The organism is Neorhizobium sp. S3-V5DH, from assembly GCF_004343065.1.
Classification (GTDB): domain Bacteria; phylum Pseudomonadota; class Alphaproteobacteria; order Rhizobiales; family Rhizobiaceae; genus Neorhizobium; species Neorhizobium huautlense.
Window position 1 is genome coordinate 85,334 of record NZ_SMCL01000015.1, and the last position, 21,418, is coordinate 106,751.

The following is a 21,418-nucleotide window of genomic DNA, read 5'->3' on the forward strand; positions in this document are numbered from 1 at the left end:
GAAACGGTTCATTCCCTGGAGAGGAGAGACCATGGCGGCACATGCTCCGACCGGCCGACCCAACCAGCTCTTCCGCAACCTCAATGCGAAGATCGCTTCCATCCCGATGATGCTTGTCGCCCTGGTGATCTTCCTCGGCGGCACACTCTGGACGGTGTTTTATTCCTTTACGAATTCCAGGCTTCTGCCACGGCTCAACTTCGTGGGCCTCGATCAATACGAACGTCTTTGGGCATCGTCCCGCTGGATCATCTCGATCCAGAACCTTGCCATCTATGGCATCCTTTCGCTGATCTTTAGCCTGGTCATCGGCTTTCTGCTGGCGGCGCTGATGGATCAAAAGATTCGGTTCGAGAACGCCTTCCGGACGATCTTTCTCTACCCCTTCGCGCTTTCCTTCATCGTTACAGGGCTGGTTTGGCAGTGGGTACTCAACCCTGAATTCGGTATTCAATCCGTCATCCGCTCGCTTGGCTGGACCTCGTTCGCCTTCGATCCGCTCTATGATCCCGACATCGTCATCTATGGCATCCTGATCGCCGCTCTCTGGCAGGGTACGGGGCTCGTCATGTGCCTGATGCTGGCCGGTTTGCGCGGCATCGACGAGGACATCTGGAAGGCGGCGCGCGTCGACGGCATTCCGATGTGGAAGACCTATCTTCTTATCATCATTCCTATGATGCGCCCGGTATTCATCACCACGCTCGTCATCATCGCGAGCGGCATCGTCAAGGTTTACGACCTCGTGGTCGCACAGACCAGCGGCGGTCCCGGCAACGCTTCCGAAGTCCCGGCAAAATACGTCTACGACTACATGTTCCAGGCCCAGAACCTCGGTCAGGGCTTTGCCGCCTCGACGATGATGCTGCTGACCGTCGCTATCATCGTGGTCCCGTGGGCCTACCTCGAGTTCGGAGGACGCAAGCGTGGCTAATATCAGCACCCTCAACACGACCGCCGCGGGTTTTGACGCGGTTTCTTCCCGCCTTGCCTCCGGCCCGAGCGGCCGTAAGCCGCGCCGCATGCTGTCGACCCGCAATATCGTGCTTTACGGGACCCTCACCGTCGCAGCGCTCTATTACCTGCTGCCGCTTTACGTGATGGTCGTCACCTCGCTCAAGGGCATGCCCGAGGTCCGTCTCGGCAACATCTTCTCGCCGCCGATGGAGATTACCTTCGAGCCTTGGGTGAAGGCCTGGGCGCAGGCCTGCACCGGGCTCAACTGCGACGGTCTGTCCCGAGGATTCTGGAATTCCGTACGCATCCTCGTGCCTTCCGTGGTCGTTTCGATCGCGGTTGCCTCGGTCAGCGGGTATGCGCTCGCCAACTGGCGGTTCAAGGGAGCGGAGCTGTTCTTCTCGATCCTCATCATCGGCGCCTTCATTCCCTATCAGGTGATGATCTATCCGATCGTCATCGTTCTCAGGGAGTTGGGGATCTACGGCACACTTACGGGGCTCGTCATCGTCCACACGATCTTCGGCATGCCGATCCTGACGCTGCTTTTCCGGAACTATTTCGCCTCGCTTCCGGTGGAGTTGTTCAAGGCGGCGCGTATCGACGGGGCCGGGTTCTGGCAGATCTATTTCCGGATCATGCTCCCCATGTCGCTGCCGATCTTCGTGGTCGCGATGATCCTGCAGGTCACCGGTATCTGGAACGACTTCCTGTTCGGGGTCGTCTTCACCCGGCCGGACACCTATCCGATGACCGTTCAGCTCAACAACATCGTCAATTCGGTTCAGGGCGTGAAGGAATACAACGTCAACATGGCGGCGACGCTTTTGACGGGTGCCGTTCCGCTCATCGTCTATTTCCTGTCCGGCCGGCTTTTCGTTCGCGGTATCGCCGCCGGCGCAGTCAAAGGGTAAGCCTGATGCACAATATGGTTTCCATCGGCAAGCAGAGCAGCGTCTCCATTCGCGATCTGTCGCTTTCTTTCGGCTCGGTGAAGGTTCTCGAGAACCTCAATCTCGACATTCGCGATGGCGAGTTCCTGGTGTTGCTCGGGTCTTCCGGCTGCGGCAAGTCAACGCTGCTCAATTGTATTGCGGGGCTTCTCGAACCGACCGAAGGCCAGATCTTCATCAAGGACCGGAACGTCACCTGGGAAGAGCCCAAGGACCGCGGCATCGGCATGGTTTTCCAGTCTTATGCACTCTATCCGCAGATGACAGTGGAGAAGAACCTTTCCTTCGGTCTTCAAGTGGCGAAAGTCCCGAAGGAGGAGATCGATCGCCGCGTCGCGCGCGCTGCCGGCATCCTGCAGATCGAGCCGCTCCTGAAGCGCAAGCCGGCCGAACTTTCCGGCGGCCAGCGCCAGCGTGTGGCGATCGGGCGGGCGCTGGTGCGCGACGTCGACGTATTCCTGTTCGATGAACCGCTGTCGAACCTCGACGCCAAGCTGCGCTCGGAACTGCGTGTCGAAATCAAGCGTCTGCACCAGTCGCTCAAGAACACGATGATCTATGTGACGCACGACCAGATCGAGGCGCTGACGCTCGCCGACCGGATTGCGATCATGAAGAGCGGTGTGATTCAACAGCTTGATGACCCGGTGATCATCTACAACCGGCCCAGAAACCGGTTCGTGGCTGGCTTCATCGGCTCGCCGTCGATGAACTTCCTGACCGGAGAATTGGTGGATGAGGGCGGCCGCATCGTTTTCAGAACGAACGACGTCAGCTTCTCGCTCGACGGTTACGATGCGTCGGGGCCGCTGAGGGCAGGGCGCAAGGTAATTTTGGGCGTCCGGCCCGAGCATATCAAGGTGGATGGCGACATTCAGGGTGGCGAGGTCCACGAGGCGGTAGTCGACATCGAGGAGCCGATGGGCGCCGACAACCTTCTCTGGCTCAAACATGCGGGCCATACCATGTCGGTGCGCATCGGCGGCGCTCGCCGTTATGCCGTCGGCACCAGGGTCCGGCTTGCTTTCGATATGACGATGGCCTCACTTTTCGACGCCGAGACAGAAGACCGCATCTGAGCAGAGCCAATGGAATCTTCCCTAGACCTTTCCGGCTCCTGGCAGCTTGCGTCCGCCGACGGAGCGCACCGCACCGAGATGCAGATCCCGGGCGACGTTCACAGCGCGCTGAAGGCGGCCGGCATCATTCCCGACCCCTATTTTGGCCGCAACGAGAACGACGTACAGTGGGTGGCGCATCAGGACTGGGTGATTGAGCGGCAGTTCATCGTCGATGATCCGGACGGCAGCTGGTATCTCGACATCACCGATCTCGATACGGTCGCCATCGTCTTTGTAAACGATGTCCCGGTACTTTCGGCCGACAATTGCTTCCGGCGCTACCGGCCGGATGTTTCGTCGGCCCTTCAGCCCGGCGAAAATACGATCCGCATCCACTTCCATTCGAACATAGAAGCTGCGGCCGAGCGTCAAGCGCGCCAACCCTTCTATATTCCGTATTCGACGGGAAACTGCCCGATCCCGAACGGCAATATGCTGCGCAAGCCGCAATGCCATTTCGGCTGGGATTGGAATATCGCACTCGCGCCGCTCGGCCTCTATGGCGAAATCTCGCTGAACAAGCTCGATACGGCTCGCATCGAACATATCGTCACCAGGCAGAGACACGGTGAAGGCAAGGTCGAGCTTCACGTCGCTCTGACGCTTTACGCAAAAGATCCCGGCATCGTACCGGTGCATTTCGAGCTCGAGGGGGACCGGGTGCGGCTCGATTGCGGTATCGAGGCTGGCGAGACGATTGTCCACCATGTCTTCGAGATCGAAAGCCCGAAACTCTGGTGGCCGGCGGGCAGCGGCGATCAGCATCTTTACACGCTGACGGTGGATATTCCTGGCGAGACTGTCACCCGCCAAATCGGCCTACGGACCGTCGAACTCCTCACCGATCCCGACGAGGCCGGCAGTCGCTTCGCCTTCCGCATCAACGGCCGCGAGATCTTCTGCCGCGGTGCGAACTGGATTCCGGCTGATGCGCTGTTTTCGTTGACCAGTCCCCAAAAGACCGAGGATCTGTTGCAATCGGCGGTCGACGCGAACATGAACATGCTTCGCGTCTGGGGCGGCGGGTTCTATGAAGCCGACTGGTTCTACGATCTCTGCGACCGGCTCGGCTTGATGGTCTGGCAGGACTTTCAGTTCGCCTGCAATCTTTATCCATCCACGCCCGATTTCCTCGAAAATGCCGAGGCGGAGGTGGATTACCAGGTGCGGCGCCTGATCTCGCATCCATCGATCGTCGTCTGGTGCGGCGATAACGAACTGGTCGGCGCGCTCAACTGGTTCAAGGAGTCTCTCGAAAACCGGGATCGTTATCTGGTTTCTTATGACCGTTTGAACCGGGTGATCGAGCAGGCACTGAAGAAGGCGGCTCCGGAAGCCATCTGGTGGCCCTCGAGCCCGGCCTCCGGCTACCTCGATTATGGCGATGCATGGCATGCGGACGGGTCGGGAGACATGCATTACTGGTCGGTCTGGCACGAGAACAAGCCGTTCGACAATTACCGTTCGGTCCGTCCCCGTTTCTGCTCCGAATTTGGTTTCCAGTCCTATACCTCGTTGCCAGTCATCGAGACCTATGCGGCGAGCAAGGACATGAACATCGCGTCGCCGGTGATGGAGCACCACCAGAAGAATGTCGGCGGCAACGAGCGCATCGCCGGCACGATGTTCCGCAATTTCCGCTTCCCGAAGGATTTTCCGAACTTCGTCTATCTGAGCCAGGTGCAACAGGGCGTGGCGATCAAGACGGCAGTCGATTACTGGCGGTCCTTGAAGCCCCATTGCATGGGCACGCTCTATTGGCAGCTCAATGACACCTGGCCGGTCGCCTCCTGGTCGAGCCTTGACTATGGCGGCAGCTGGAAAGTGCTGCACTACATGGCCCGGCGCTTCTTCCAGCCGGTTGCGGTGGCTGCAATTCCATCCCAAGATGGCAAGGATATCCAGATTTCGCTGGTCAACGACACGCCTGCCGATATCACGGTCACCATCAATCTTTCCCTGCTGACGCTTTCGGGCGAGCGCAAGCTGCTCAAGAGCATCGAAGCCGTCTGTACGCCGGACTCTGCGGTAACGGCTTTGAGGCTGCCGGTTTCAGATCTGCCGGAGAACTCAATCATGGCCTGGACCTTTACCGCATCCAACGGGATGGGCGGAGAGGGGCACTATGTCCACGGCACCTACAAAGCCCTCGACCTGGAGCCGGCGGGCCTTGAGTTCTCCATGTCTCCTGCCGGTGACGGCGCGATCGATCTTCTCGTACAGGCGAAGGGGCTTGCGCTTTTCGTATTGATCGAAAGCGATACGGCCGGCCGCTATTCCGACAATGCCTTCGACCTTGCTGCCGGCGAAAGCCGCCGGATCACCTTCACGCCCGCCGCACGGACGGACGCGATCCCGAATTTCCGTATCTACGATCTCCATTCCTGCCAGACGGCAGGCTGACGCTCTTCTCAAGGAGGATCACCATGACGAAACTTGGTTTCCAGCTTTATTGCGCCCGCAACTTTCCGCCACTGTCCGAAACTTTGAAAAAGGTCGCCGCAGCGGGGTATGCGGAAGTCGAGGGTTACGGCGGCATTTACGCCACCATGGACGAGCTGTCGCTCAAGGCCTTGCGGGCCGATCTCGATGCCAACGGGCTCACCATGCCCACCGGCCACTTCGGCCTCGATCTTCTCGAAAAGGAGCCGCAGCAAGCGCTGCTGATCGCCAAGACGCTTGGCATGGAAGCGATCTACTGCCCCTATCTTCTGCCCGATCAGCGGCCGGCGGACGCCGCGGGCTGGTTCGCCTTCGGCAAGCGTCTTCAGGAGGCCGGCAAGCGTTATCAGGATGCCGGCTACGTCTTCGGCTGGCATAACCACGACTTCGAATTCAAGGCGCTTCCCGATGGCTCGACGCCGCAGGAGGAAATCTTCGCCGGCGGTCCTGACCTCGCCTGGGAAGCTGATATCGCCTGGGTCATCCGCGGCGGCGCCGACCCCTTTGCCTGGATCGAGCGTCACGGTGATCGGATTACCGCCGTGCATGTCAAGGACATCGCTCCGGCCGGCGAGAATACGGATGAGGACGGTTGGGCCGATGTCGGTCACGGCACCGTGCCGTGGAAGGATCTGGCGGCAGCGCTAAGGAAGACCCCGGCCAAGCACTACGTCCTCGAACACGACAATCCGAAGGATATCGACCGGCTGCTGACGCGGTCCATCGCCTCCTTCAAGACCTATTGATCACTGAGATTTCGGAGTTTTTCATGCCCAAGGAACTTGGCGTCGGCATCATGGGATGCGGCAATATTTCCACGACCTATTTCAAGCTGGCGCCGCTTTTCAAAGGCCTGAAAGTGCTGGCCTGCGCTGATCTCAACGACGAGACGGCGGAGGCTCGAGCGGAAGAATACGGCGTCAAGGCGCAGTCGATCTCAGATCTGCTGGCCAATGACGAGTTGGACGTGATCGTCAACCTGACGATCCCGGCTGCGCATTTTTCCGTTTCCAAGGCGATCCTGGAAGCTGGCAAGCACGTCTATTCCGAAAAGCCGTTGACGGTGACGCTTGAGGAGGGCAAGGCGCTCCAGGCGCTCGCCAGGGAAAAAGGCCTCTCGGTCGGCTGCGCCCCGGACACATTCCTCGGCGGTTCGCATCAACTTGCCCGTAAATATATCGACGAGGGCGGCATCGGCCGCATCACGTCCGGGACCTGCCATGTCATGAGCCCCGGCATGGAGATGTGGCATCCCAATCCGGGCTTCTTCTTTCTGGAAGGCGGCGGGCCGATCCTCGACCTCGGACCCTATTACATTGCCAACCTGATCAATCTGATTGGTCCGGTGAAGCGCGTCGGGGCGCTGACCTCCATGGCAAGCCCAACGCGGACGATCACCAGCGAGCCGCTGAAAGGCCAGGTGATCCCGGTCGAAACACCGACCACCATCCACGCACTCCTCGAATTTGTCAGCGGCGCTACGATCACGCTCTCGGCCAGCTGGGATGTCTGGTCGCATCGCCATGCGAATATGGAGCTCTACGGCACTGAGGGTTCGCTTTTCGTCCCCGATCCGAATTTCTTCGGCGGCGTGGTCGAGGCAAGCGGGCGCAACAAGGATATCCAGCCCCTGGAGGACTGGGACCATCCCTTCGGCGTCCTGAACCAGGAAAGCCCCCAGGGGCCGCGTGCCAATTACCGCACGGCAGGTCTTGCGGATATGGCGATCGCCATCATCGAGGGTCGCGATGCCCGTTGCTCGCTCGAGCGGACACTGCATGGCGTGGATGTGATGACCTCGATTCTCAAGTCCGGCGAGGAGGGCCGCTTCATCGAACTGTCCACCACCTGCACCCAGCCCGCGGCTCTCGGCATCAACGAGGCACTGGCGCTTCTGCGCTGATCCGCTATGTGTTTGACGCGGGCCGTTCGCGCCCGCGTCCATCCAAGACATGAGGAGGGCGTCATGGCCTGGCAACCGGCGGAAGACCGCTATTCCAAGATGAAATACAACCGCTGCGGCCGTTCCGGCCTGCAGCTACCGGCGATCTCGCTCGGCCTCTGGCACAATTTCGGCGACGATACCCCGCATGAGCGGAAGGTCGCGATCTGCCGAAGGGCCTTCGATCTCGGCATTACTCATTTCGATCTCGCCAACAACTACGGCCCGAAACCGGGCAGTGCCGAGACAGCCTTCGGCCAGATCCTGCGGGAGGACTTCAGGGGCTATCGCGACGAGCTGATCATTTCGTCCAAAGCCGGCTACAACATGTGGCCCGGTCCCTATGGAGAATGGGGTAGCCGCAAATATCTGATCGCCTCCTGCGACCAGAGCCTGAAGCGGATGGGTCTCGATTATGTCGACATCTTCTATTCGCACCGCTTCGATCCCGATACGCCGCTCGAAGAAACCTGCGGCGCGCTGGACCATATCGTCCGGTCGGGCAGGGCGCTCTACGTCGGGATTTCCTCCTACAACTCCAGGCGCACCCGCGAGGCTGCGGCAATCCTCGAGCAGCTCGGCACGCCCATTCTCATCCATCAGCCCAGCTATTCCATGATCAACCGTTGGATCGAGGAAGACGGCCTTCTCGATGCGATCGAAGATCTCGGCATCGGCTCGATCGTCTTCTCGCCCCTGGCGCAGGGCATGTTGACGTCGAAATATCTCGGCGGCATTCCGGAGGGCAGCCGAGCGGCCCAGGGCAAATCGCTACGGTCGGAATTTCTGAACGAAAGAAATATCGGGAATCTTCGCGGCTTGAACGCCATCGCCGAAAAACGTGGCCAGACGCTTGCCCAGATGGCGCTTGCCTGGGCCCTGCGCGGCGGACGGGTTACCACCGCGCTGATCGGCGCCAGCCGTCCCGAGCAGGTCGAAGATTGCGTCAAGGCGCTGGAAAAGCCCGATTTCACGCCACAGGAGCTGGCCGAAATCGATACTTTTGCAAAGGATGCGGATATCAATCTCTGGGCGGCTTCGGCGGAGCGCCAGGGGCCATCCCGCAACAAGTGAATGAAACAGCGCCCGGCGGCCCGCCCGCCGGGCTTATCCCCCTGTGTCGTTGGAAAAAGACATGATCCGCAATCCGATCCTGCCGGGCTTTAATCCCGATCCGTCCATCTGCCGTGTCGGGGAGGATTATTACATCGCGACCTCGACATTCGAGTGGTATCCGGGCGTGCAGATCCATCACTCGCGGGATCTGGCGAACTGGACGCTGGTACGCCGGCCGCTTGAGCGCGCGAGCCAGCTCGACATGCGCGGCAATCCGGACAGTTGCGGCATCTGGGCGCCATGTCTTTCCTATGCCGACGGTTTGTTCTGGCTGGTCTACACGGACGTCAAGCGGCTCGACGGCAACTTCAAGGATGCACACAATTACATCGTGAGCTCGCCGACCATCGAGGGTGAATGGTCCGATCCGGTCTATGTCAATTCGTCGGGTTTCGATCCGTCGCTCTTCCATGACGACGACGGGCGCAAGTGGTTCCTCAACATGCAATGGAACCACCGGACCGAGAGCTATGGCGGCGCGCCGAAGCACCCGGCCTTCGATGGCATCCTGCTGCAGGAATGGGACCCGGGGACGAAGGCGCTAAAGGGGCCGATCAGGAACATCTTCGCCGGCAGTCCGCTTGGCCTGGTTGAAGGCCCACATCTCTTCAAGCGTAACGGCTGGTACTATCTGACGACCGCCGAGGGTGGCACGGGCTATAGCCACGCCGTGACCATGGCCCGCTCGCGCACGATCGACGGTCCCTATGAGATGCATCCGCAGACCCATCTGATCACGTCGAAGGATCATCCGAAAGCTGCTCTTCAGCGGGCAGGGCATGGGCAGTATGTGGAAACGCCGGATGGTGAGGCCTATCACACCCATCTCTGCGGCCGTCCGCTTCCGCCGCAGCGGCGCTGCACCCTTGGCCGCGAAACGGCGCTGCAGAAGTGCATCTGGGAGGATGACTGGCTTTATTTGGCCCAGGGGGGCGTGGTCCCGGACGTCGAGGTGCCGGCTCCGACAGGGGCCGTGGCCGAGGAGAGGCCTGTCAGGATCAGACGGGACTTCGATGACCCCAAGCTGCCTTCCGAATTCCAGTGGCTGCGAACGCCTTACCCGGAACGGCTTTTCAGCCTGACCGAGCGGCCGGGCCATCTGCGGCTTTTCGGTCGCGAAAGCATCGGTTCCTGGTTCGAACAGTCGCTCGTCGCGCGCCGACAGGAGCATCATTCGTTCCGAGCGGAGACGGCGGTGGATTTCGCAGCCGAGACCTATCAGCAGGTTGCGGGCCTGACGCATTATTACAATCGCCACAAGTTTCACGCGATCGTCGTGACGCTCCACGAGAAGCTTGGCCGTGTCGTAACGATCTTCTCCTGCCCCGGCGACTATCCGAACAGCCGGATGACCTTTCCGGTGGAAAGCGGTGTTTCCGTGCCAGAGGGCCCAATCCACCTCGCCATGGAAGTCCGCGACAACGAACTGCAGTTCTTCTGGCACAGCGCCGGCTCGGCAGAATGGCGGGCGCTCGGTCCCGTGCTGGATGCGGGGGTTATTTCGGATGAAGGCGGCCGGGGCGAACACGGCTCTTTTACTGGCGCATTCGCCGGCGTTTTCGCCTTCGACACATCCGGGCGGGCAAAGAGTGCCGATTTCGATTATGTCGTCTACCAGGTGCTTTAGGATCGGCGTACCGATCGGGGGAGAGCTGCGGTGGCGGACTGCAGGTTTACGCTAGAGCAGATATTTGATCAGCACGACCATATCCCCATAGCCTGCTTTGACCGATTTGCTGAACATTCTGGGTCCCAGCACAGAGAATCCCCATTTCAGATAAGCGGCCTTCGCGCGGTCTGCGGATGCCATGACATCTAGCCAAATGTGGCTGAGTTCCCTCGCACGAGCCTCGGCGGCGGCGACTTCATGGAGTTGTTTGCCCAATCCGGAACCTTGGGCCTGGGGCAGGAGGTAAATTCTTGGAATTTCGGCACCATTGATTTCCCGGGTGATTGGGTTCTGGGAACCGATGATCATCGACAAAAATCCAACGATGGACCCGTCTATTTCGGCCACCCAAAGTTGCGTATCTGTCCGTTCCAGAAATTTCTCAAAGGCCCGGTTGCCGAAAGTGGCAAGATGTCCGGCAAACTCGGCGCCGTTATCCCACAGATAGCTGTAACTAGCGGCATAGGCTGCGGGTCCTATAATGGCCAAGGAGTCTACATCAGCAGCGGACGCCTTTCGAACGATTGCCGGAGCACGCTTTACGTTTTCGGGCATCGCATTTTTCCTCAGATTCCTCTCGTTTGGAATTCCAAGCGTGCAATCACATTGGTGCCCGTAGAACGTAGGCCCGCGAATGCTGCCTTCAAGCGTCCGCAGGCCTGGCGTGATCGCCGAAGTTGTCCGGCGATCTTGGTGGTTACAGCCGTCACGTTCCCTGTGACAAGCAGTTCTTCATGGAACTCGCGAGCCCACGCATCAACTCGAAATAGAGGTTCGGCCCTTCCTTCAGTGTCGCGGCTTCCGGATCCAGCGTGCCGGAGCGGGCAGGTGTTCCTTCCGTCACCACTGCCACGAGTTTCGGTTCAAACTGCGGTTCGGCGAAGACGCAGGTCGCGCCGAGTTCGGTGACTTTCTTGTGGATCTCGCCGATGCGCTCCGCACCCGGGATCGTTTCGGGGCTTACCGTGATGGAACCCGCGACGGCCACGCCGTAACGATGTTCGAAATACTGATAGGCATCATGGAAAACGACGAAGGGCTTGTCCTTCACGGGTGCAAGCGCCGTTTTCAGTTCCGCGTCCAGCGCGTCCAGGTCCTTCATCAAGGCGGCACCGTTGGCCTGATAGGTCGCGGCATTGGCCGGGTCGGCAGAAACCAGCACCTTGGCGATTTCGGCGGCGATCGCCTTGGCGTTCATCGGGTCGAGCCACAAGTGAGTGTCGTATCCTTCATGGTCATGATCCTCGTGACCTTCCGCATGGTGTTCGGCGTCGTGATCTGCGTGATCTTCGCCTGCATGCCCGCGTTCCTCAACCTCGTCTCCGTCGTCATGGGCCTCGAACGCGCCGCCCTCGCGGAACGGCAGCTTCTCCAGTCCCGGTGCGTCTTCCAGCGTTGCGACCTTAGCCTTCGACGCCAGAGCCTCGAGGGGCTTTTCCATGAATGCCTCCATGCCGTGACCAACCCAGAACACCAGGTCGGCATTCTCCAGCGTCCGCGCATTGGACGGCTTCATGGTAAAGGTATGCGGGGAGGTCGCACCCTCCACGATGAGCTTCGGTTCGCCGACACCTTTCATGATGGACGCCACGAGAGAGTGGATCGGCTTGATGGAAACCACGACATCCGGCGCGGCGAAGACGCTCGGTGCGTTCACCAGGGCGGCGGAAGACAAAAGAAGGGCGGCGGCAAATTTCATGACATGCTTCCTTGTTTTGATGTGTAATGTTATTACATCAATTGCGTTATGCTATAACGTGTGCCATGAGGGCTGACAACAGGATTTTTGGAAAAACATGCTGATGACCGATCGGGCCCTGGGCGCCCAATCCGAGAACCGGCTGGTATCGCTGACGAATGCCGGGCTTCTACGCGACGGCCGCTGGCTTGTCCGCGGCATCGACTTCTCGATCCGCCGCGGCGAGGTGGTGACGCTGATAGGCCCAAATGGGGCCGGCAAGTCGACCACGGCAAAGCTGGCGATCGGCGTGCTGCGGCCCAACGAAGGTGCCGTTGACCGGAGGCAGGGCCTGCGGATCGGTTATGTGCCGCAGAAACTGGCGATCGACTGGACCATGCCGCTTTCGGTACGCCGCCTGATGCGGCTGACCGGGCCGCTTCCCGATATCGAATTGGCTGCCGCGCTGAAGGCGACCGGCATTCCGCATCTGGTCGATGCCGAGGTCCGTCATCTCTCGGGAGGCGAATTCCAGCGGGCTTTGCTTGCCCGTGCGATCGCCCGGAAGCCGGATCTCATGGTATTGGACGAGCCTGTGCAGGGCGTCGATTTCGCGGGTGAGAGCGCCCTTTACGAACTGATCCGCGAGATCCGCAATTCGACCGGCTGCGGTATCCTGATGATCTCGCACGACCTGCACATGGTCATGGCCGGTACGGATACAGTGATCTGCCTGAACGGCCATGTCTGCTGCCGCGGGACGCCGGAGGTCGTCAGCCAGAGCGCCGACTATCTGAAGCTCTTCGGTGGTCACTCCCGCTCGCTGGCGGTCTACAGCCATCATCACGACCACACCCACCTGCCGGATGGTCGCGTCATGCACGGGGACGGCTCGATCACCGATCACTGCCATCCGGACGACGGACACCACCACGACGCTCACGACCACCATCACGATCATAGCCATGATCACCATCAACATGGCCATGTCGGACATGATCACGCCCACCATGCGCCCACCGCAGACGGGAGGAGCGATCGTGCTTGACGATTTCTTCACCCGCGCACTGCTGGCAGGCGTCGGTGTGGCATTGACCGCCGGACCGCTCGGCTGTTTCGTCGTCTGGCGGCGGATGGCCTATTTCGGCGACACCATGGCGCATTCGGCATTGCTGGGTGTCGCGCTGTCGCTTTTCTTCGGGATCAACCTGCTGGTCACGGTTTTCGGGGTTGCGGTCGCGGTTTCCCTGCTCCTTCTGATGCTGCAGCGGCGCCAATCGCTTTCGGCCGATGCGCTGCTCGGCATCCTTTCCCATTCCGCCCTCGCGATCGGTCTGGTGCTCGTCGCCTTCATGACCTGGGTGCGGATCGATCTCATCGCCTTCCTGTTCGGCGATATCCTGGCGGTCACACCAGGCGACATCGGGCTCATCTGGGGCGGCGGCGCGGTGGTGCTCACAGCGCTTGCCTTTCTATGGCGTCCGCTGATCGCGTCGACGGTCAGCGAGGACGTGGCGGAGGCCGAAGGCATGAAACCGGCGCGGGCGCGGCTTTTCTTCATGCTGCTGATGGCGCTGGTCATCGCGATCGCCATGAAGATCGTCGGCATCATGCTGATCACCTCGCTCCTGATCATTCCAGCGGCGACCGCACGACGGTTTTCGTCCAGTCCGGAGGTGATGGCGGTGCTGGCTTCGCTGATCGGCGCCTTCGCCGTGATCGGCGGATTGTTCGGCTCGCTGCACTACGACACGCCATCGGGGCCTTCAATCGTGGTCGCAGCGCTCCTACTTTTCGTTCTAAGCCTTTTCCCGGCCCTGGGGAAAAATACGGCCGAGAAGGCCGGCAACCAAGGAGTGCGATGATGAACGCACCAGTATCCGCCCCGGTATTGACCAAGAACCAGTCGCTCGTCTTCGACGTACTCAACCGCACCGACGCGCCGATGAGCGCCTACACGATCCTCGACAAGCTGCGTGACCACGGTTTTCGGGCGCCGCTGCAGGTCTATCGAGCGCTCGACAAGCTTCTGGAATTCGGCATGGTGCATCGGCTGGAAAGCCTCAATGCCTTCGTCGCCTGCGCCCATCCGGAAAGCGAATGCTGCGGGCATGGTCATGGCCACGGCTCGGTCGCCTTCGCGATCTGCGAAAGCTGCGGCCATGTCTCGGAGTTCCACGACCACGAGGTGGACCATCGCCTGAGCGATTGGGCGAAACGCAAGGGCTTTAAGCCTGCCAAGACGACGATTGAGATCCGCGGGCTGTGCAGCGCCTGCGCTGCCTAGAGCTGCCGCAGGTCGCGGGCGAAGCGCTTCCAGTTCTCGATATAGCGCAGGGCGGACTGCCTCAACTTCTCGACTGCCTCGTCGTCCAGGGTGCGGATGACTTTTGCCGGTGAGCCGACGATGAGGGAGTTGTCGGGAAATTCCTTGCCTTCGGTGATGAGGGCGTTGGCGCCGATCAGGCAGTTCCTGCCGATCTTCGCACCGTTCAGGATCGTCGCCCCCATGCCGACCAGCGAGTTGTCGCCGATGACGCAGCCGTGGATGATCGCGTGGTGGCCGATGGTACAGCCTTCACCGATCTTCACCGGATAACGCGGATCGGTGTGGATCATCACGCCTTCCTGGATGTTCGATCCTGCGCCGACGACGATCGGCTCGTTGTCGCCGCGCAGCACCGAGCCGAACCAGATGCCGACGTCCTCGCCAAGCTCCACCTTGCCTATCACGGTCGCATCCGGGGCAATCCAGAAGCGATCTGGGGCAGGGGTTTTCGGCTGGAATTCTCCAAGGGCGTAGAGCGGCATGGTTTTTCTCCCCGGGGTTTGATCAGGCAACCGACAGCGACAACCGACCGACGCCGTCGATGCCGCAGGTGACGTTGTCGCCCTTGACCACCGCGCCGACACCCGCCGGCGTTCCGGTCATGATGACGTCGCCGGGCGCCAAGGTGAAATAACTTGAGAGTTCGGCGATGATTTCGGCTGGCGACCAGATCATCTGATTGAGGTCTCCCGACTGCCGGCGGGTGCCATTGACGTCAAGCCACACGGCGCCTGTCTTGGGATGGCCTATACGGGCGGCCGGCACGATGGCGGATAGGGGGCCGGACTTCTCGAAGGCCTTGGCGGCCTCCCAGGGGCGGCTCATCTTCTTAGCCTTGTCCTGCAGGTCGCGGCGGGTAAAATCCACGCCGACGGCGTAACCGTAGACCTTGGAAAGGGCATCCTCGACCGCTATCCCCGCGCCGCCTTCGGCGAGGGCCATCACCAGTTCGACCTCGTAGTGGACATTGGACGACGCCGATGGATAGGGAAAGGTGTCGCCGTTGTAGAGGTTGTCGGCGTTCTTCTGAAAGAAGAAGGGCGGTTCGCGGGATGGATCGTGACCCATTTCGATCGCATGGTCGGCATAGTTGCGGCCGACGCAATAGACCCGGCGCACCGGAAACTGTTCCGTCATCCCATCGACGTCGAGAAGCACGGGTTGGGGGGCGGGGATTACGGTAGCGCGCATGCGGACATCCTGAAGCAGTGGCATAAGACAAGGCCCGTCTTTGTCTCTCGATTCACCAGACAATCCTAGCCCTTTTTGGAAGGGCAGCAAAAACTTGCGAAAAATTTGCAGCTGTATGGAAGCCGCCGACAGAAGGATCGATCTCGGGAACGAAATATATCTGCAAGCCTCTCATGAACGAGCTGTCGCGCACTTATCCGCTCGATGCGCATTCCTCTTGCCCAAAAATATGCAGAAACTTGCCCGTGCGTGGCACATCGTGGACTTCATGTCCTGCCGCAGCAAGCCGGGAGTATAAATCCGTAGTTGATTTTGAGCATGTTTTTACGCATATTTTGATGACGAATAGTATATTTCAAATATTGAAGTATATTTTACGATAATTACTGCTGGGGAGCCGGATGCTCGTATTTTCAGATGAAAATTTGGAGGTGATACATCGTCCGGGATCATCTCCCTATCTTCTCGTAACCTTTAACGAGATGGAAATGGAGGCGAACGGCAGCCGCTTTTGGGGGCAGCGGTTCTGCGAGAAGGTTGATATCTCGGCCCTCGGCTTCATCAGTCGACGACCGAACTGGTTCCCGGCGGCGAGTGTCGTCAAGGCTGTCGAGGTGGTCGCGCCCATCCTTCGCGCCGCACCGGAGCGGATCCTCTACGGGCATTCCCAGGGCGGTTACGCGGCCTTGCGGTATAGGAGGCGCTTCAACGCCGACGTTGCGATCGCCTTCTGTCCCCAGATATCGATCGACCCGAAAGCCGTGCCTTTCGATGGCAGGTTTGCGCGACATTTCTCACCCGAACTTCACGCCAACATGAGGATCGCGTCCGATCACGCGGCTGGCCGGGCCTATCTCTTCTTCGATCCGTTCCATGCGGTGGATCACCAGCATGCGGTCCGGATCAGCAGGATGCAGGACGCCGTGCGCCTCGTGCCAGTGCATATGACTGGCCATGGAACAGTCCGGGCGTTCGCCGGAACGGCACGCGCCTTGTCACTGATAGAAGCCTGCAGGAAAGACGATATTCAAAGTCTCCGCGCGCTCGCCCGTGCCGCCCGGGTTACGGCGCCGATGCGACCCTATCAGATCGCCGTTGCTGCGATCGCCCGGCATGGCGCCTGGGCCGACCGGTTTCATGAACATTTCGGCGCGGCCTTCTCTCCGGTCGAGCGAGCGAATTTCCTCTATCATCGGGCCAATCGCCACATTCGTGACGGGGAGCTCGCGACGGCGCGGACCATGCTTGTGGACGCGATGACATACCAACCGGGAAATGCCGGCTTTGCCCGGCGGATCGAGGAGCTGGACGGCCGTATCGCACGCGGCCTCGGGTCGCGGAGTGCGGTACAGTCGTAAGATCAGCCAGGTCCGTTCGGCGCCTGATCTGCCAGCTGACGCAACTTCCTACAAGGGGCCGGTCCGAGAAGGCTAGCGAAACGGAATAGCCGAGCGGGCCACGGGTTGAAACCCGCGGCCTCTCCGAACGCGTTTTTCAGGCGACAGCCCTGCGCGCCGAGGTCAGGGCCTCGATTTCCATACTGACATGATCGGCGAGATCAGCGCGGGCAATGGCCATATGCAGGTTGGCGCTGACGAAGCCGGCGGGCGAACCGCAATCGAAGGTGCGGCCGCAGAACTCGAACGGCCTGATCGTCTGTGTTCCCATCAGGGCGATCATGGCGTCGGTCAGCTGGATCTCGCCACCGGCGCCCGGCGTCTGGTTCTCCAGCAGATCGAAGATTTCCGGCTGCAGGATGTAACGTCCTGAGATGAAGAGGTTGCTCGGCGCCTTACCGGGCGCCGGCTTTTCCACGAGACCGGTCACAAGCGGGCCTTCAGCCGTGGACTTAAGCGACACGATCCCGAATTTGTGGGTCTCCTCGGGCGCGCATCTTTCCACTGCGACGATGTTGCCGCCGTGACGGTCATGGAGATGCATCATGGACTTGAGGCACGGTTCGTCGTCGACCATTAGCATGTCGGGGAGCAGGACGGCAAAGGGTTCGTCGCCGACGATCTGGCGGGCCGTCCATACAGCGTGTCCCAGGCCGCGCGCCTGCTGCTGACGGACGAAGGAAATGCTCCCGGTGTCCGGCGTGCCCTGGGTCATCCGGTCGGCCAGACCGTGCTTGCCGGCGCTGCGCAGGCAGGCGTCGATTTCGAAGGCGTGGTCGAAATAGTCCTCGATCGCACCTTTCATGCGACCGGTGACGATGACGATATGCTCTATCCCCGACGCGAAGGCTTCCGCGACGATGTAATCGAGGATTGGCCGGTCGACGACGGGGAGCAGTTCCTTGGGAACGCTCTTGGTTGCCGGCAGCATCCTCGTTCCAAAACCGGCGGCGGGAATGATGGCCTTGCGGACTTTCATGTGCATGTGGGGAAGTCTCCATTTCATGCGAGCTTGCGAACGAATGCTTAAGGGTTCGGTCGATCGCTCTTCCGGCGATCAACGCCTTTCCAACGGTCCCGAGACGAGAACCGTCAAAGCGCGTGCGAGAGAAGCGCGGGGCTCTCGGTCATTGCAGCATCGAGCTTCCGCCGCAGCAGCGCGCGATAGAGCTTGACGTGGTCGCTCGCGCAGGCGAGGTGGTCGGAGGGCCGCCGCATAGAGCCGCGCAGCCGCTCCCAGGTCCGGTTGTCGCCCAGGACCTCGACGATACGGTCCGCAAGGTCCTGGCTGCTGCCGGCGCGGAAGTGGAGGCCATCTTTTCCGTCCCGCACCTTCTCGGCCATCCCGCCGATGTCGGAGCAGATCATCGGCCGACGATGAAGTAGGGCCTCCTGGATCACGACGGGCGAATTCTCCCACCAGACTGACGGCAGGACCACCCAGTCGACCGAACGCATCAGCCGCGGCACGTCCGCGTTCTGATAGGCGCCGTAGAAGCGGACGCGGTGGCCGGCATCCGCGATCAGCTTTTTCATCCGCTCCTGGAATTCGATCGGCTGCCGTTCGAGATTGGCGCCGAAGATCATCAGGCAGGAATCCTCCCCCCATATTTCCTTGGGAATGCGGGTAACGGCATCGACCAGGACGTCGGCGCCCTTGAAGGGGGTCATCTGGCCGAAATAGGCGAAGCGGTTGCGGCGCGGGTTCGGACCCTGCATCTCCCGCGCGGGTGCGGATGTTTCCGCGGCGATGCCGTTTTCGATGACGGTGAACTTGTCCTTTTCGATGCCCCATGTGGCATAGCGCTCCACCAGGAACCGGCTGGGTGAGATGAAAGCGTCGGCAAGGCCGAGCATCCCGCGCGCAAACACTTCCCGTTTCAGGAAGCGAGAGACGGGAATGTCGGGAAAGCAACCGTGGCAGGCGACGGGGGACGCCGTTTCGCAGAGCTGGCCGGAGGGCCGTTTCACCATCTGTCCGTGATTGTGGCAGATGGACAGGTATTCGTGGAACGTCACCACGATGGCTGCGTGCGGAAACGCCTCTCTCAGGGCATAGAGGGCTTCGAGACCGATGCCCAGCACGTGATGAAAATGCACGACATGAGGCCTGAGATCGCGCGCGAAACGCAGGAGGTCGCGGGTGATCGACTGGGTATCGCCGTTGGACAGGAAGAAGTGGTCGTAGTCGTCCGCGTGGAACAGGAGCTCATCCTCGGCAAGGCGCAGGCTCATCAGCGCCGATGCCGCATGACGCGGCATCGGATGGCCAACGCGGGCGAGATAAACCGATTGCACGTTCGGTAATGCATTCAGGCCGCGATGCAGGTTATGGGAGGCGATTTCCGCCCCGCCGAGCGAGACAGTCGGGTGCCCATGCGAAACAACAAGGACGCGAAGCTGTTCGTTCATGCCGACCTCTTTTCGGCGGTGAGGATGGGCGACCACTGGCTCCTGAAGATCTTTCGATCGATCTCTTCCACACACGCCGACATAGTTGCGCTGATACCATGGCGCGCGTCGTCGCTGCCCCACATCTGCACAGATGGCAGCAGGTAGGCGTCAAACCCGGAGCGGCTGAGGCGGAGGCCGAGATCGAGTCCCTTTTCCTGCGCGCCCAGATAGCCGCCGGATAGGCCGCCCGCGTGCGACAGGGCTTCGCGCGGCATGGCGCAGCACTCGAGCGAAGCGGCCGCAATCCGGGTCGGCTTCATGTCGGTAACGGCCTTGAGCGGGTAGCCGGCATAGCGGCCCACGACCGGCTCATCGCTGTTGCCGTCATCGATCCAGTATCCCGCCCAGCGGATGGAATAATCCTCGTAGGCCAGGACGGGCGAGAGGATGCTTCCCCTGAGCGTCGCGGCGGTGGCCAGCAGCTTGCCATACCATCCCGCCTCGCGTGGGATCAGTGAGGCGGAAAGCGAGACGACGGTTTCACAGGAAAGGGCCTGCGTGCCGGCTTCCAGCATTTCGTAGACGTCGCCTGTTCCCTTTGCCGACACCAGCCTGGCCGAGAGACCATAGAAGCGCGCAAGTTCCCTGAGGCGGGCACTCTGCCTGCGAAAGCGCTCCGCCGGCATGGCGATGACGATCGGCGCACGCCGGGTTTCCGGATCGAGCGCGAGCAGGGCGAGCAGCGGGAAGATCTCCTCATCGCTTTCCCCGGCCCCGATGACGATCGGCGGGCTCGCCTCCTCGTCGAAGGAGCCGGCATCCAGGACCGTCTCGATGACCGGTGTCGATCCTCTGGATTGTCTGAGGAACGGGACGATCTGCGTATCGACGATCGCCGGCAGCGCGGGGGTTGCGGGGTCGATGGAGCCGATCTGGCGCAATGCCGCCTGGCGCGCCGAAGCTCGCGTGAGCTTCACCGGCAGAAACGCGCGGCGCGTATCGTGCAGCGTCAGTTCGAAATAGAGCGGCGCACCCGCATCTTCACTCGGCAGTTGCGCATGGGTTATGAATCCATGGGGGAGTTGTTCGCTCAGCAGGCCCGGCGCGAAGTCCTGCTGGTCCTTGAAGCTGTCGGTAACGTCGGGGCGGTCGAAACGCGTCCAGCGTTCGTCGAGGCGGACCGCGGCATTGTGGCGGCGCAGTCTGACCGTTGCGATATGAGTGTCGGGGTCGTAAAGCCAGCCGGTGACGAGGAGATTTCCTCCATCGGCTTCGAATGCGCTGTCTATTCCCATTCGGACGGGATAGGGCAGGCCGGAAACGGTCTCCTTGCCCTCGAAGCTGTTGGCGGCTGCCCGCAGGGACAGGAGCAGGTCTGGCGCGCCGTGAGTCCGCAGCAGAATGGAGCGGATGTGTTCGGGTGTTTCCAGCGGTCCTGCAATGCGCTTGCGGGAATGGACGGCGGCATACCTCCAGCCGGCGCGTCCTCGAAAGACGAGGCCTTCGATCTCGGGTGAGGGGCCCGCCTGGTCGGCACGGACAAGGCAGACGAAGCCGGTCCCGCCATCGGGAGCGTCCGGGCGGGGAAAGGTGGCGATGCCGCATTCCGCGACCACCGGCGTGACGTTGCCGACCACGGACATCCGGCAATGTCCTGGAGCCATGCCGCGGCTCCAGCCCTGCAGGAACGTCGCACCATCATGGCTCTCGCCGATCAGCTCGATGAAACCGTCGCTGGCGTGGGCGGCTCGCAAAAGCGCCGTCACTGTTTGAAGTCTGCGGCGATCGACATCTCCAGCCATCAGCGCGTCCAGGAGCCGGTTGAGGACGGCGACGGACTGAGAGCCTGCGGACTCCACGACAAGCGCGGCCGCTTCCTCGGCAGGGGCGAGGCGCGGCGAGAAGATGTAGCGTGTCGCCGTCTCCTCTTCTCCGAACCGGATCGTGGTCATGGCCAAGTCCATGTCGCCAGCCGTCAGGAGCGCCGCAAACCCGTGCCTGACTCGCGGCGAGGACGCGGCCAGCCGCCATTCCGTGACGAAAGAGCTTCGCGTGACGGCCTGATCTTCACCGATACCCAGCACCACATCACGAGCCGTGACGTGGCCGAGGCCAATGATCAGCAAGGTCGTTTCGTCGACGCGGCAACCGATAACCCTTCCGGAGCGCATTGCCCTGCCGGCTCCATATCTGGCGGGCGTGGGATTGGGGGTTTGGGGATTGACGGTT

General features: G+C 61.0%; 19 protein-coding genes. 12 read left to right on the forward strand and 7 right to left on the reverse strand.

Annotated features, from left to right (window positions below; genetic code table 11):
- Nucleotides 1–31: 31 nt before the first annotated feature.
- The 8 genes from EDE09_RS19365 (at nt 32) to EDE09_RS19400 (ending at nt 10,158) form a co-directional block, all read left to right on the forward strand.
- The gene (locus EDE09_RS19365; protein WP_112796634.1) at nt 32–934 is read left to right on the forward strand and encodes a sugar ABC transporter permease; all 903 of its coding nucleotides are present in this window, start codon (nt 32–34) and stop codon (nt 932–934) included.
- Nucleotides 927–1,871 carry a carbohydrate ABC transporter permease gene (locus EDE09_RS19370; protein ID WP_105373455.1) on the forward strand — a complete coding sequence of 315 codons (945 nt, stop codon included), beginning with the start codon at nt 927–929 and terminating at the stop codon, nt 1,869–1,871. Before EDE09_RS19365 ends, EDE09_RS19370 begins: the two co-directional genes overlap by 8 nt.
- A 14-nt stretch (nt 1,872–1,885) precedes the next feature.
- Nucleotides 1,886–2,989 carry an ABC transporter ATP-binding protein gene (locus tag EDE09_RS19375; RefSeq protein WP_112796689.1) on the forward strand — a complete coding sequence of 368 codons (1,104 nt, stop codon included), beginning with the start codon at nt 1,886–1,888 and terminating at the stop codon, nt 2,987–2,989.
- Between the two features lie 9 nt (nt 2,990–2,998).
- Nucleotides 2,999–5,434, forward strand: a complete 2,436-nt coding sequence (locus EDE09_RS19380; RefSeq protein ID WP_132412429.1) for a glycoside hydrolase family 2 protein — start codon at nt 2,999–3,001, stop codon at nt 5,432–5,434.
- 23 nt (nt 5,435–5,457) lie between these two features.
- Nucleotides 5,458–6,219 (forward strand): sugar phosphate isomerase/epimerase, encoded by a 762-nt coding sequence (locus EDE09_RS19385; protein WP_112796639.1) that lies wholly within the window; start codon nt 5,458–5,460, stop codon nt 6,217–6,219.
- Between the two features lie 23 nt (nt 6,220–6,242).
- Complete coding sequence (locus EDE09_RS19390) at nt 6,243–7,376, forward strand: Gfo/Idh/MocA family oxidoreductase (protein WP_132412431.1); 1,134 nt, start codon at nt 6,243–6,245, stop codon at nt 7,374–7,376.
- Between the two features lie 63 nt (nt 7,377–7,439).
- A complete protein-coding gene (gene mgrA, locus EDE09_RS19395) occupies nt 7,440–8,489 on the forward strand; it encodes an L-glyceraldehyde 3-phosphate reductase (protein ID WP_112796641.1) in 1,050 nt (349 codons plus the stop codon).
- A gap of 61 nt (nt 8,490–8,550) precedes the next feature.
- Entirely contained in the window at nt 8,551–10,158 is a 1,608-nt protein-coding gene (locus EDE09_RS19400) for a glycoside hydrolase family 43 protein (protein ID WP_112796643.1), read from the forward strand.
- A gap of 51 nt (nt 10,159–10,209) precedes the next feature.
- On the opposite strand, the gene EDE09_RS19405 is transcribed toward EDE09_RS19400, so the two are convergent.
- Nucleotides 10,210–10,755, reverse strand: coding sequence for a GNAT family N-acetyltransferase (locus tag EDE09_RS19405; RefSeq protein ID WP_112796645.1), 546 nt, complete (start codon nt 10,753–10,755; stop codon nt 10,210–10,212).
- A 151-nt stretch (nt 10,756–10,906) separates the two neighbouring features.
- A complete protein-coding gene (znuA, locus tag EDE09_RS19410) occupies nt 10,907–11,899 on the reverse strand; it encodes a zinc ABC transporter substrate-binding protein ZnuA (RefSeq protein ID WP_132412433.1) in 993 nt (330 codons plus the stop codon).
- A 97-nt stretch (nt 11,900–11,996) separates the two neighbouring features.
- Between znuA and EDE09_RS19415 the strand changes: the two genes are divergently transcribed.
- From EDE09_RS19415 to EDE09_RS19425, 3 genes are read left to right on the forward strand one after another with little or no spacing between them, the layout of a single operon-like run.
- Nucleotides 11,997–12,926 (forward strand): metal ABC transporter ATP-binding protein, encoded by a 930-nt coding sequence (locus tag EDE09_RS19415; RefSeq protein ID WP_112796649.1) that lies wholly within the window; start codon nt 11,997–11,999, stop codon nt 12,924–12,926.
- Nucleotides 12,889–13,743 (forward strand): metal ABC transporter permease, encoded by an 855-nt coding sequence (locus tag EDE09_RS19420; protein WP_205839358.1) that lies wholly within the window; start codon nt 12,889–12,891, stop codon nt 13,741–13,743. The genes EDE09_RS19415 and EDE09_RS19420 overlap by 38 nt, the downstream gene beginning before the upstream one ends.
- Complete coding sequence (locus tag EDE09_RS19425; protein WP_105373529.1) at nt 13,743–14,165, forward strand: Fur family transcriptional regulator; 423 nt, start codon at nt 13,743–13,745, stop codon at nt 14,163–14,165. Before EDE09_RS19420 ends, EDE09_RS19425 begins: the two co-directional genes overlap by 1 nt.
- Here EDE09_RS19425 and EDE09_RS19430 read toward each other — a convergent pair.
- Together EDE09_RS19430 and EDE09_RS19435 are read right to left on the reverse strand one after the other, a co-directional pair.
- Entirely contained in the window at nt 14,162–14,689 is a 528-nt protein-coding gene (locus EDE09_RS19430; RefSeq protein ID WP_132412435.1) for a gamma carbonic anhydrase family protein, read from the reverse strand. The genes EDE09_RS19425 and EDE09_RS19430 overlap by 4 nt on opposite strands.
- Before the next feature lie 22 nt (nt 14,690–14,711).
- Nucleotides 14,712–15,398, reverse strand: a complete 687-nt coding sequence (locus EDE09_RS19435) for a fumarylacetoacetate hydrolase family protein (RefSeq protein WP_132412437.1) — start codon at nt 15,396–15,398, stop codon at nt 14,712–14,714.
- 401 nt (nt 15,399–15,799) lie between these two features.
- Here EDE09_RS19435 and EDE09_RS19440 point away from each other — a divergent pair, with 401 nt between their 5' ends.
- The gene (locus tag EDE09_RS19440; protein ID WP_112796655.1) at nt 15,800–16,756 is read left to right on the forward strand and encodes a hypothetical protein; all 957 of its coding nucleotides are present in this window, start codon (nt 15,800–15,802) and stop codon (nt 16,754–16,756) included.
- A gap of 136 nt (nt 16,757–16,892) precedes the next feature.
- On the opposite strand, the gene EDE09_RS19445 is transcribed toward EDE09_RS19440, so the two are convergent.
- From EDE09_RS19445 to EDE09_RS19455, 3 genes are all read right to left on the reverse strand, one after another.
- Nucleotides 16,893–17,780, reverse strand: a complete 888-nt coding sequence (locus EDE09_RS19445) for a UTP--glucose-1-phosphate uridylyltransferase (protein ID WP_132412439.1) — start codon at nt 17,778–17,780, stop codon at nt 16,893–16,895.
- A 107-nt stretch (nt 17,781–17,887) separates the two neighbouring features.
- The gene (locus tag EDE09_RS19450; RefSeq protein WP_132412441.1) at nt 17,888–19,207 is read right to left on the reverse strand and encodes a glycosyltransferase family 4 protein; all 1,320 of its coding nucleotides are present in this window, start codon (nt 19,205–19,207) and stop codon (nt 17,888–17,890) included.
- Entirely contained in the window at nt 19,204–21,360 is a 2,157-nt protein-coding gene (locus EDE09_RS19455) for a hypothetical protein (protein ID WP_132412449.1), read from the reverse strand. Before EDE09_RS19455 ends, EDE09_RS19450 begins: the two co-directional genes overlap by 4 nt.
- Nucleotides 21,361–21,418: the final 58 nt, after the last annotated feature.

Excerpts from the sequence above, each read along its gene's own strand:
- EDE09_RS19365 (WP_112796634.1), top strand. The coding sequence starts at position 32 with ATGGCGGCACATGCTCCGACCGGCCGACCCAACCAGCTCTTCCGCAAC.
- EDE09_RS19405 (WP_112796645.1), bottom strand. The coding sequence starts at position 10,755 with ATGCCCGAAAACGTAAAGCGTGCTCCGGCAATCGTTCGAAAGGCGTCC.
- EDE09_RS19445 (WP_132412439.1), bottom strand. The coding sequence starts at position 17,780 with ATGCACATGAAAGTCCGCAAGGCCATCATTCCCGCCGCCGGTTTTGGA.
- EDE09_RS19400 (WP_112796643.1), top strand. The coding sequence starts at position 8,551 with ATGATCCGCAATCCGATCCTGCCGGGCTTTAATCCCGATCCGTCCATC.
- EDE09_RS19390 (WP_132412431.1), top strand. The coding sequence starts at position 6,243 with ATGCCCAAGGAACTTGGCGTCGGCATCATGGGATGCGGCAATATTTCC.
- EDE09_RS19450 (WP_132412441.1), bottom strand. The coding sequence starts at position 19,207 with ATGAACGAACAGCTTCGCGTCCTTGTTGTTTCGCATGGGCACCCGACT.
- EDE09_RS19440 (WP_112796655.1), top strand. The coding sequence starts at position 15,800 with ATGCTCGTATTTTCAGATGAAAATTTGGAGGTGATACATCGTCCGGGA.
- EDE09_RS19420 (WP_205839358.1), top strand. The coding sequence starts at position 12,889 with ATGCGCCCACCGCAGACGGGAGGAGCGATCGTGCTTGACGATTTCTTC.
- EDE09_RS19435 (WP_132412437.1), bottom strand. The coding sequence starts at position 15,398 with ATGCGCGCTACCGTAATCCCCGCCCCCCAACCCGTGCTTCTCGACGTC.
- EDE09_RS19380 (WP_132412429.1), top strand. The coding sequence starts at position 2,999 with ATGGAATCTTCCCTAGACCTTTCCGGCTCCTGGCAGCTTGCGTCCGCC.
- EDE09_RS19430 (WP_132412435.1), bottom strand. The coding sequence starts at position 14,689 with ATGCCGCTCTACGCCCTTGGAGAATTCCAGCCGAAAACCCCTGCCCCA.
- EDE09_RS19375 (WP_112796689.1), top strand. The coding sequence starts at position 1,886 with ATGGTTTCCATCGGCAAGCAGAGCAGCGTCTCCATTCGCGATCTGTCG.
- znuA (WP_132412433.1), bottom strand. The coding sequence starts at position 11,899 with ATGAAATTTGCCGCCGCCCTTCTTTTGTCTTCCGCCGCCCTGGTGAAC.
- mgrA (WP_112796641.1), top strand. The coding sequence starts at position 7,440 with ATGGCCTGGCAACCGGCGGAAGACCGCTATTCCAAGATGAAATACAAC.
- EDE09_RS19455 (WP_132412449.1), bottom strand. The coding sequence starts at position 21,360 with ATGCGCTCCGGAAGGGTTATCGGTTGCCGCGTCGACGAAACGACCTTG.
- EDE09_RS19385 (WP_112796639.1), top strand. The coding sequence starts at position 5,458 with ATGACGAAACTTGGTTTCCAGCTTTATTGCGCCCGCAACTTTCCGCCA.
- EDE09_RS19425 (WP_105373529.1), top strand. The coding sequence starts at position 13,743 with ATGAACGCACCAGTATCCGCCCCGGTATTGACCAAGAACCAGTCGCTC.
- EDE09_RS19415 (WP_112796649.1), top strand. The coding sequence starts at position 11,997 with ATGCTGATGACCGATCGGGCCCTGGGCGCCCAATCCGAGAACCGGCTG.